Source organism: Plectonema radiosum NIES-515 (assembly GCF_025753815.1).
In the GTDB taxonomy this organism is placed as follows: domain Bacteria; phylum Cyanobacteriota; class Cyanobacteriia; order Cyanobacteriales; family Nostocaceae; genus Hassallia; species Hassallia radiosum_A.
Map to the genome: position 1 here is coordinate 1 of NZ_JAOWRF010000285.1, position 9989 is coordinate 9989.

General features: G+C 40.8%; 9 protein-coding genes. 4 read left to right on the top strand and 5 right to left on the bottom strand.

Going from position 1 to position 9989, the window contains the following annotated elements; genetic code table 11:
* Window positions 1–225 (bottom strand): hypothetical protein (locus OGM63_RS20065; protein ID WP_263747424.1); only part of this gene is annotated, 225 nt, incomplete at its 3' end.
* Between the two features lie 264 nt (window positions 226–489).
* On the bottom strand, window positions 490–2259 hold the full coding sequence (argS, locus tag OGM63_RS20070; protein WP_263747425.1) for an arginine--tRNA ligase: 1770 nt from the start codon (window positions 2257–2259) through the stop codon (window positions 490–492).
* A gap of 933 nt (window positions 2260–3192) precedes the next feature.
* Here argS and cysH point away from each other — a divergent pair.
* On the top strand, window positions 3193–3921 hold the full coding sequence (cysH, locus tag OGM63_RS20075; RefSeq protein ID WP_263747426.1) for a phosphoadenosine phosphosulfate reductase: 729 nt from the start codon (window positions 3193–3195) through the stop codon (window positions 3919–3921).
* A gap of 195 nt (window positions 3922–4116) precedes the next feature.
* On the opposite strand, the gene OGM63_RS20080 is transcribed toward cysH, so the two are convergent.
* The gene (locus OGM63_RS20080; RefSeq protein WP_029633482.1) at window positions 4117–4389 is read right to left on the bottom strand and encodes a GlsB/YeaQ/YmgE family stress response membrane protein; all 273 of its coding nucleotides are present in this window, start codon (window positions 4387–4389) and stop codon (window positions 4117–4119) included.
* A 1166-nt stretch (window positions 4390–5555) separates the two neighbouring features.
* Complete coding sequence (locus OGM63_RS20085) at window positions 5556–6401, bottom strand: phosphodiester glycosidase family protein (RefSeq protein ID WP_263747427.1); 846 nt, start codon at window positions 6399–6401, stop codon at window positions 5556–5558.
* Between the two features lie 455 nt (window positions 6402–6856).
* Here OGM63_RS20085 and OGM63_RS20090 point away from each other — a divergent pair, with 455 nt between their 5' ends.
* Complete coding sequence (locus tag OGM63_RS20090; RefSeq protein WP_263747431.1) at window positions 6857–7696, top strand: M23 family metallopeptidase; 840 nt, start codon at window positions 6857–6859, stop codon at window positions 7694–7696.
* Window positions 7697–7874: 178 nt separating this feature from the next.
* The gene (locus OGM63_RS20095) at window positions 7875–8423 is read left to right on the top strand and encodes a late competence development ComFB family protein (protein WP_318528509.1); all 549 of its coding nucleotides are present in this window, start codon (window positions 7875–7877) and stop codon (window positions 8421–8423) included.
* A gap of 191 nt (window positions 8424–8614) precedes the next feature.
* On the opposite strand, the gene OGM63_RS20100 is transcribed toward OGM63_RS20095, so the two are convergent.
* Window positions 8615–9340: a L,D-transpeptidase gene (locus OGM63_RS20100; RefSeq protein WP_263747429.1), complete on the bottom strand. Its 726-nt coding sequence runs from the start codon at window positions 9338–9340 to the stop codon at window positions 8615–8617.
* A 207-nt stretch (window positions 9341–9547) separates the two neighbouring features.
* Between OGM63_RS20100 and OGM63_RS20105 the strand changes: the two genes are divergently transcribed.
* A complete protein-coding gene (locus tag OGM63_RS20105) occupies window positions 9548–9700 on the top strand; it encodes a QAALIT motif small membrane protein (protein ID WP_263747430.1) in 153 nt (50 codons plus the stop codon).
* Window positions 9701–9989 lie beyond the last annotated feature (289 nt).

Below are 9989 nucleotides of genomic sequence, written 5' to 3' on the forward strand. Positions count from 1 at the left end.
ATGACTCCACCCATTCCTAATCTTTCCAAGTTCTGCCTGGATTTTATTCTTGAGCAAAATATCTAAATTCACCATGTTCCCCCTCTTCATCAGGAATTTTTCAATTTGACAATGTTCAAAAATTCGCCTATATTGCTGGCTATCAAGCGCTTTGTCTGAGGGTGGATGCTTTTGTCTGGAGTCCTGCGGACCCAAGACAAAAACCCAAAGAGTTGACTTTATCACCTGGGTTAGAATTGCCTTTCTTTGTAAAATAGGTTGGTCGGCTTGCGATCGCTACATAACCCACTTTCCCACCTATGTAAGAAGTATTAATATAAAACTTAATCTGTGGTATAAAGCCCACTTGAAAACAAGAATGATACCGAGACTGTTTGCCGTGATGTATAAAGCGTCCTTGTTGAATCCCACGTTTTTAAGCGTGGGTGCATAAGTGCCTTCTGAAAATTACTTCAATTTTCTCTATTTATTTTAGAGCCATTGGAATATCTACATCCTTTCCAATACCTCAATTCCCAACAAGCAAAGTCCCAGTTTCAGGGTTTTAGCAGTTAAATCGCATAGCACTAACCTAGATGTCCGCAACGGTTCTTCTGCATCCAACACTCTAACACCACGATCGCGATCGTAAAACAGATTAAACTTCTGGCTTAGTTGAAACAAATACTCACACAGACGATTGGGTAGCAAATCTAGCTCGATCGCACTAATAACTTCATCCAACTGTAATATATGTTTTGCTAAGGTTATTTCTGTTTCATGCTGCAATAGGACTTTCGCATTGTCTCCTAACTGCTCAAAGTTAATGTCACCCTTGCGGCTAATTCCCTGAATCCGCGCATAAGCATACAACATATAAGGTGCCGTATTCCCTTGGAGAGCCAGCATTTTATCATAACTAAAGATGTAGCTGCTGGTGCGGTTTTGACTCAGGTCAGCATATTTAACCGCACTGATACCAACTACCTGAGCAACTTTGTTGATGAATTCTTCAGTTTCTTCGCGCTCTTCTTGTTGTAATCTTCTTTCTAGGTCAGTACGGACTTTAGCGATCGCATCATCTAACAAATCCTGCAATCGTACCGCATCCCCAGACCGAGTTTTCAACTTCTGACCATCTTCACCCAAGACTAAACCAAAGGGTGCGTGAACAAACTTTATATTATCTGTAATCCAACCAGCTCGCCGTCCCACTTGAAATATCTGGGCAAAATGATTAATCTGTTCTGCACCAACGGGATAAATCACCCATTGAGCTTTATCTACCTTAACCCGATAACGAATTGCAGCTAAATCCGTAGCTGAGTAATTATAACCCCCATCAGACTTTTGCACAATTAAAGGTAGAGGTTCACCATCCCTATTTGTAAAACCTTCGAGAAAAACGCATTTGGCTCCTTGATTTTCTACTAACAGCCCCAGTTTATCCAACTCTTCTACTACTTCAGGTAAGAACCCATTATAGAAAGATTCACCGCGCTCAATAAACGGAGCAATCCCCATTAAATTGTAAATTACTTGGTATGCTCTACTAGATAGTTGACAGACAATTTTCCATGCTAACAGAGTTTCTTCATCACCTGCTTGTAACTCTACAACAGCCTGTCTAGCTGCTTCTTTAAACTCTTCATCACGATCAAACCGTTTTTTTGCCTGACGGTAAAATGAAGACAAATCTCCTAAATCTAGTGTCTCATCAGTTGTCAGTGCTTCTGGATATTCAGTTTGCAAGTAGGCTATAAGCATCCCAAACGGTGTTCCCCAGTCTCCTACATGACTAACACGCAGTACCTCATCACCAACAAATTCTAAAATTCGGGAAATACAATCTCCAATCACTGCTGGACGCAAATGTCCTACATGCATTTCTTTGGCTATGTTCGGACTGGGATAATCCACAATTACGCGCTTTGGATTTTTAGTGGGTGCTATCCCCAAACGAGGATCGGTCTGAATCCCGTTTAGTTGTGCTTCTAGGTATGCTAGTTTCAGTTTGAGATTGATAAAGCCAGGACCGGCAATTTCTGGAGGTTCGCACATATCGCTTACATCCAATTTGTCAAGGATAGCGAGTGCGATCGCTCTTGGCTGTTGTCCTAACTTTTTCCCTAGGGATAAAGATACATTCGCTTGATAATCACCAAATTTAGGATTGGTTGTAGATACCAAAATTGGGTCATTTTCAGCGTATTCTCCGCCAAAAGCGGCTCCCATCGCTTGTTGAAATTTTACTTTGAGTTGTTGTTGTGTAGCGTTCATCTTTAATTTGCGGTTCTGCCAATTTTCTGGCTTTTATTTTGAGTTTCGGCTTACAGATGCATTGTAAGCCTTACAACTACTTGCAGATAACAAAGATGTATTACGTGTTCCGGTTTTTCAACGTAACCCACAAGCGCTAACAGCAAGTACGTAAATACAGCGACAGCGGTGAATAAATATCTTTTGGGAAAAATTGTCGAGTACATCGAACAGTGCGATCGCAAGTTTTATCTTGTTTACACACTTAAGTATGAATGCATCTTAGTTACGTTGCAATACATGAAGTTAAAAACTTAAGCGACAGTATTACTCATGACTTAACAGATATATTTGTTCCTTATCGCCTCTCGTACACCCGCAAAAATTAAAATTGTTAATAAATATAAAAGCTCTACTCATGAAAGAGCAGAGCTTTGTTAGGTTAATTTTACGAAACTTTACAGTCTTTAGCTTAGAACATATTCATGATGGTGATAACACTAGCGCTGGTCAGCATAACTAAAACGCCCATCAATAAAGACTCTTTCAATGGATTGGAAGATTTTGAATGGTTCATAATTAGTAGATTTTTTTATTTTTGACGATTTTATCAAGATATCAGTATAGATACATATATCAATTAAATGAGAGTAAAACTTAAAGGACTGTAAACTTTCTTAGTAAATGCAATAGTCTTTGCTAAGAAATGGGCATTTGGAAAAAAGAATTATTTGCTTTGCCCACGGACACATTTCCTCTCCTTGCCCATACGCTCCACGAACAAAGGGGGGAAAATACGCACTCGCTGTTTCCTTCCCTTGTCTGCCTTGTCCCCCCACTTTTTTTGGGTAGTGATTTCCGAATCTTGTAAATACCTTATTACCTACCGGGAAACGTGCCTTGATAATGTAAAATAAATCTTAAGCAAGGTAGAAACAATTCAACTAAAAAATTATGACAACCGCTTCTAGGGAATTTACAAGCCAAATTGGCAATTTTGACTTAGAGCAACTAAACAAGCAGTTTGAAACCGCGCATCCGAAAGATATTTTGGCATGGTCACAAGAGAACATCCCAACTGGACTCGTACAAACCAGTGCCTTTAACGTGGATGACTTGGTAATCACTCATATTCTTTATAGTGAGCTTAAGTACCCAGTCTACGTAATATTTCTTGACACATTGTACCACTTTACCGAAACTTTAGAACTAGTTGCTAAAGCCAAAGAACTATACAATCTCGATCTGAAAACTTACAAAGCTCCTGATGTCAATACTCGCGAAGCCTTTGCAGCTAAATACGGCGAAGCACTTTGGGATCAAGATATTACTCAATTTCATCATGTAACAAAAATAGAACCATTGCAACGTGGTTTAGACGAACTAAACACAGTTGCTTGGATTACAGGTCGTCGTCGTGACCAAGCCGTAACTCGTGCTAATATGCCTGTATTTGAATTAGATAACCAGGTACGCCTGAAAATTAATCCCTTGGCTGCATGGACGCGCAAAGACAGCTGGGCTTACGTTGCTGAACATGGCGTTATCTACAACCCTCTACACGACCAAGGTTATCCGAGCATCGGGGACGAACCCATCACCACCAAAGTAGGCGAAGGCGAAGACGAACGGGCAGGACGCTGGCGGGGTATGGGTAAGACAGAGTGTGGTATACATATTTAATGGCAGATAAGCTAAATAACGCCTAAGATGCCAATTTAGCGCTTACGCAAAACAATCGCGATTAATTTTTACCCGGATATATAGCTAAATACTCCACTTGCGTTAAGTAAGTGGAGTATTTAGCTATATACTTGAAATATTGAGAGGTCAGTTCCTAAGAAATTGGCTCTAACCACAATTGTTATTGGCATTTAATTAGGCACTGGTACGCCCAGCAATTAATCCCCAAAGGAAAATAGCAATCATAGCACCAATTACGGCAACAATTAGACCAGGAATACTGAGAGTAGCGGCAGAAAATTGTAGTGTTCCCGTTTGTAAGACAGTAACTATGGTTCCCCCAACAAAAGCGCCGATTATACCTAAAATCATTGTTGTGAGAATACCACCGCCTTGACGACCGGGGTAAATAGCTTTAGCGATCGCTCCGGCTATAAGACCGAGAATAATCCAAGCAATAATGTTCATTTTCTAGTCCATCAAGAATCTTACTATTACCTTATCAATTCTGATTAACTTATTCTTCTATCGTAAGAGATAACTAATAAGTGTTAAGAAAACTAAAGTATTTTGACCTTTTGTATATACTAAGGTGGTACATTATCTACTAACCAAACATTATTATTAGAAGAGTAAAAATCTTCACTCATTACGGGTTCATGGGTTCATGGGAAAGAATATGTTTGGGGATTGTGACCTCCCCCCCAAAATAAAACCACTTACGCATAGGGGGCTTTAAAGCCTTATTGGGGAAAAGAATCATATAAAAATTTCTGCGTATCTAATTCAACATTTCCCCTTTTTTCATGAACCCATGAACCCCTCCCTTCGGTAAGCTGCCTGATACATTGCCCTGGTATTTACATCAAAAGCTATCGGTTTACAGTTGCTTGCACCAATCGCTGTATTTTTTTTCTTCGACTTGAAAATACATCTATCTTTTTCTACCACAGATTGCTACACTGTTTACTAATCAGGTATTTCAAGCTTTATCATCGCCCCCTCAGCATTTGACGACGAAGTGTATCAAAACATTAATCAAGCGATCGCTTTGCATCAGTATAATATCCTTGCAATGGATACTTTACTGAGATATCATTAAATGCACTAGACATCTCCGAAAATGAACGATGCGTTACCCAAAACCCTTGTAGAGACGCTTGGGTATCGCGTCTCTACATTCTTTTCCGGAGAGGTCTACTAGCGATTCCATCAAAATCCATACCATCGCTTCTGGATCGGGAATATTAAGTTCTCGACGATAACCCAGATAAGAAGCAATAATCTCGATCCCAGGTTTAGCAATGCTCAGAAAAACTTGAGATAATTCCGTAAACCGTGCTGACTACCCAATCAACATTCGCTGAAATGCTTGAAATTATTTCTCTTTAAGCATTTGATTCAAGGCTTTTGTTAATAACTCCCGCAAGACAAAATTTAGCTCTCCCTCAAGATATTTCGTGCCCAAAATTGACTCAAATAGCTTTTTTGGAAGTTGCTCTACTAAGCCTTTAAATAATCCTTGTTTATCTTGAAAGTGGCTGTAAACTGTCGCTTTATAAGCACCTCGCTAATAATTAAAAATAGATAAAAGAACACAAATCTTTCTTCCCCAGTCCAAGCGTCCCTAATCCCTAGTCCCCAGCATAAACTGCGATCGCGTGCGGTACTTTGCGCGTTGTTGAAATCAAAGATTTTCCATTTACTATTAAAAATGTGCTCCCACCACCGTCAAGCATCGCTATTGCACTTGCACCAAACCTGCTAAGAATATTAGATGCATCAATCTGACGCGCATAACTACTCGAATAAAAAATTACAGTTTCTTTTGTACCATTGTCGTCCTGATCCCGCACCCCAACAAAGGTTCTTGGTAAATAACTGAAAGCAGACTTATTCGCAACCGCATCAAGCGCACCTACTACCTCCGGCATTGAATCGAAAGTCACTTTCCCATAACTTTGAATATCAGCAATTCCTTGGTCGGGGTTGAAAGAAAACGTGCGAATCTGTCCGGGGTATTCTTTAGCGATCGCATAACCGTAACTAATCGTACTACCACCAAGCTTCAAGCCGAACGCAATACCCGTTGGATCGTCATTTGTAGAAAAAAAGGAAGCATTGACAACAACTATTACCTTTCGCGTTGATGTATTTTGTTTAACAGCATCTTGCCAAAATTCAGAGGGCAATTTTCTCTTCACCATCGCATTAGGTATACCCCCAGCTGTACCTGTTAAATTGCGTATAGTCCCCTTTTCTAAGTTGACAACGGTAACATAATCTGAATTTCCATTTGAATAGTCTTTTTTGTAGACTTCTAAGCCAGTTTCCTGCATCATCAGCTTGAAGCCATTGGGAATTGCTAAAGCCTGGGCTGTGTATATTTGCGTGATTACAATCACAGTAGTTGCCAAACTTAAACATAGCAACTTTCTAGTTTTGGGGAAGAAATTCCCCCCGGTGATAAATTTGTTCATGATTCATCGCAAACAAAGCCAGTATATTGGCGATCGCACTACATATAATCCCACTTCTCCATCAAAATAACCCAAATTATCCCACCTAGGTAAGCTCTGTTTTTGTTAGTATAGCCCTACCCTTCCCGGGCGTGAGGTCTTTGTGGAAATTAATTATGCGTTACCCAGAACCCCAAGAGACGTAGCACTGCTACGTCTCTACATCTTTTGCGCTTCTTTTATGTGTATTACCCAACCCGTCCGTCCTTTATATTTAATTTTACCAACCTAACTTAGGCAAAAATATTTGCTTGAGTTAGGAAACACAACTGATAATAGGCTAGTCTGTTCTTCAACAGAAAGCTTAATATTTTTTGTGTAATATGACAATCGACGAGCGCCCCAGTAATTATCAAAATAAGTTGCTCTGTTATGTCCTCAAAGGCTTAAAACCTTATCGTCGAGCCAGTTTATTCATGGGGATGTTTGCTGCCCTCCCCGTTGCCTTAGCATTGCCAGTAGATGCTTTACAAGTAAAAGTTACACCGAGCAAACCCGATTTAGGGGATACCCTATCGGTAATAATTAATCTTGAGAATGCGGGGAATGGTAGTAATCCCACGGTAACTAATGGAGAAAAAACTTACCCAGCATTTGAAATTGCCCCCAATCAGTATCGCGCTTTTGTGCCGACAACACCATTAGAAAGGGCAGGAAATAGAACACTCCGGGTTTCGGGGGATGGTCAGGAAGAAAGCTTATCTGTGCAAGTGAGCGATCGCACATTTCCCGTACAACGAATTAATTTACCATCTGGAAAAGCCGGAGTGGATGCCACAGAATACGAACTCAAGCGAGTAGCGGCTTTTAAAGCATTAATAACACCAGAAAAATATTGGAATGGTGCTTTTGTCAAGCCGAATGGCGGAAGAGTTTCCACCATTTATGGTGTACGTCGCTACTATAATGGTAAATTTGCAAAGGACTATTACCATCGTGGTGTTGACTACGCTGGTGCAGAGGGTTCGCCCGTCGTTGCCCCAGCCGCTGGACGAGTGGCTTTAGTTGGTAGAGTATCCCAAGGTTTCCGGATTCACGGTAACGTAGTCGGGATTGACCACGGTCAAGGAGTCACCAGCATTTTTATGCACCTGAGTCGAATCAATGTTAAAGAAGGCGATATGGTGCAAGCAGGTCAAGTCATTGGCGCAGTGGGTTCGACAGGCGCTGCCACAGGTCCACATTTACACTGGGGATTATATGTCAACGGACAATCTGTTGACCCAACACCCTGGCGAACTCCTGGAGTTGAATAGCCCTTGAGGCGATCGCCCGTTTGACCGCTTCTTGGCGGTAAGACGCACCAAGAAAAGCGATCGCCGATGTCTTTACGTAATATATTTATGCAATTTGTTTGCATTTTGCCAACAATTAGGCAAAATAAAATTGATTGATTTGCTACCCGTCCCTACCTTGCCTGGTGGCGTAAAAATAATGAACCTTATGAGTAGTATCGAAAAAATTGTAGAACAGTCTCTCCAGGATGGTTATCTTACACCAGCAATGGAAGCCGAAGTCGGACGAATCTGTGATAACGCCAGTGAACTTTCAATTGAAGAGTACATGGCACTAGATAGGCTAATGGGAGCGCTATTGACTGGTGAGGTAGAGGCGGTACCTCGCAAAGAATTCATTAATGTTATGGAAGAATTGGTATTGACTGAGGCGATCGCCAGAATAGCAGAAATTGAAGCTACTAGCGAAACTTCTCTTGAAGTCGGAGATATTGCCGCTTATGCCCTCAACCGTCTTCCTCCCCTGTATGCAACCACAGAAGAAGGTGCTAGCTATCAGCGCAAACGTGCCCACGCAGAACTTCAGCAATTAATCGCACAGCAAATAGATGAGGCGATTTCCCGTTATTTAGATCGACCGAATTTCTTCCCAGACCGGCAAGCTATAAGCAAAAATACTGGTAATGACATTCTGCAACAAGTCAGTACTTTACTTCAGACATGTGCGCCTAACTTTGAACAAAAATAATAGTCAGCTAAAGTATGTTAGCCCAGCTTTGCCTTTGCAGCAGAAGGATAAAGTAAGAACCTCATAAATAAATTTAGGGCTACTGCACCCTAATTTTATTTTTCATCCTTTATCCTTCCTTCAGTCAATAGTCAAGATTTAACAGTCCATTGACTGTTGACTCTTGACTATGCAGCTCATAACTTCTAACTTTATTGCCGTACTATCACAGTTGTCCCCAAACCCACCTGCTTGTACAGCATTCGCACATCAGGATTACGCATTCTTAAACAGCCATGAGATATAGCAGTTCCTATCACCTCAACATCTGGTGTGCCGTGAAAACCAATTTGATTGCGTCCATCTGACCAAAAACCAATCCATCTATCTCCCAAAGGACTATCAGTACCTGCCGCAAACACTTTGCCTGTAATCGGGTGACGCCATGCAGGATAGTGTTGCATATGCATTATTTGGAAAGAACCTGTGGGTGTTTCCCAACCCTTTTTACCAACAGCAATTGGGTAGCTGGCTATCACTTCATCTCTAGCATAAACATAAGCGCGGCGATCGCTTAAATCTACCACCACTTGCGATTTGCTAGCCACGCTATTGGCTGATTTTGGTTTAACGATTTGCGCTAAAAATAACTTTGGCTTTTTTCCTTGGTCTACCACCAGCCGATTATTTTTTGTTAAGTGTGCTTCCCTAGTTAAATTTTTTTCCACTTTTGCCGAGTTAGCAACAGGCATTGAAGACAACGTAGACGCACTCGCTGTCGATGAAGCCATTGTCGCATCTCGCCGCAACAAAGCCGAGTCTGACTGCTCAAATTGCCCTTCTCCTGCAATCATGCCCCAATGCACAGCCAGAGATAAAATTGCTGTGCCAAAACAGAGCCACATGAATATACGAGCTACAGATTCATTTCTTCCCATCGTCATCGCATTTATTCTTTCTGCTTTCTGAACAGTTATGAAAAATTCACAAATAATTATCCGTTTCCTTATGAATATCCCAACATCAGTGGGCAAACTAGGTCTATGTCAGATATTCCAGCAGAAAAACTTTCGTGAAAAACCTGGTTTTCAGGAACTCTGGAACTATAGCAATCAATCATTAATGGTGTGGGTGAGAGAAAAATCATGTTTGAAAAATTATTGCTAGCGGTCACAATTACATTTTCCCTTAATTTCTTTTTACAAGTTCGCGTCCCCGATCAAACTAATGCTGATACTAGTTATCAGGTACATGCACAAACTCCACTAACGATTTTGGCAATGAAGCTGAAAAAATAACAGTCATGGTAGCTACCGCAGCTAAAAATACAAAAATAAAGAAAGAATAAGCACAGAAACAAGAGAAAATAGAAAATTACTTCTTGTCTGCGGACACTTTGCGACAAGGGCGGAAAGTAAGCGAACTTCTTTCTCATACTTGAAGACAATCCGCCCTTTTTTTTATTTAACCTTTTCTACTAAATTGTCAACAGTAGGTGGTCAGTTTGGAATACTGCACATTACTAAGTAACATTCCTGTGCAACTTGCTATTGAAAGGGAAGAGATAAAAAAGCGGCTATTTCCGGA

Bases quoted from the DNA above. Each gene is read 5' to 3' on its own strand.
- argS (WP_263747425.1), bottom strand. From the start codon at position 2,259: ATGAACGCTACACAACAACAACTCAAAGTAAAATTTCAACAAGCGATG.
- cysH (WP_263747426.1), top strand. From the start codon at position 3,193: ATGACAACCGCTTCTAGGGAATTTACAAGCCAAATTGGCAATTTTGAC.
- OGM63_RS20080 (WP_029633482.1), bottom strand. From the start codon at position 4,389: ATGAACATTATTGCTTGGATTATTCTCGGTCTTATAGCCGGAGCGATC.
- OGM63_RS20085 (WP_263747427.1), bottom strand. From the start codon at position 6,401: ATGAACAAATTTATCACCGGGGGGAATTTCTTCCCCAAAACTAGAAAG.
- OGM63_RS20090 (WP_263747431.1), top strand. From the start codon at position 6,857: ATGGGGATGTTTGCTGCCCTCCCCGTTGCCTTAGCATTGCCAGTAGAT.
- OGM63_RS20095 (WP_318528509.1), top strand. From the start codon at position 7,875: ATGAACCTTATGAGTAGTATCGAAAAAATTGTAGAACAGTCTCTCCAG.
- OGM63_RS20100 (WP_263747429.1), bottom strand. From the start codon at position 9,340: ATGGGAAGAAATGAATCTGTAGCTCGTATATTCATGTGGCTCTGTTTT.
- OGM63_RS20105 (WP_263747430.1), top strand. From the start codon at position 9,548: ATGTTTGAAAAATTATTGCTAGCGGTCACAATTACATTTTCCCTTAAT.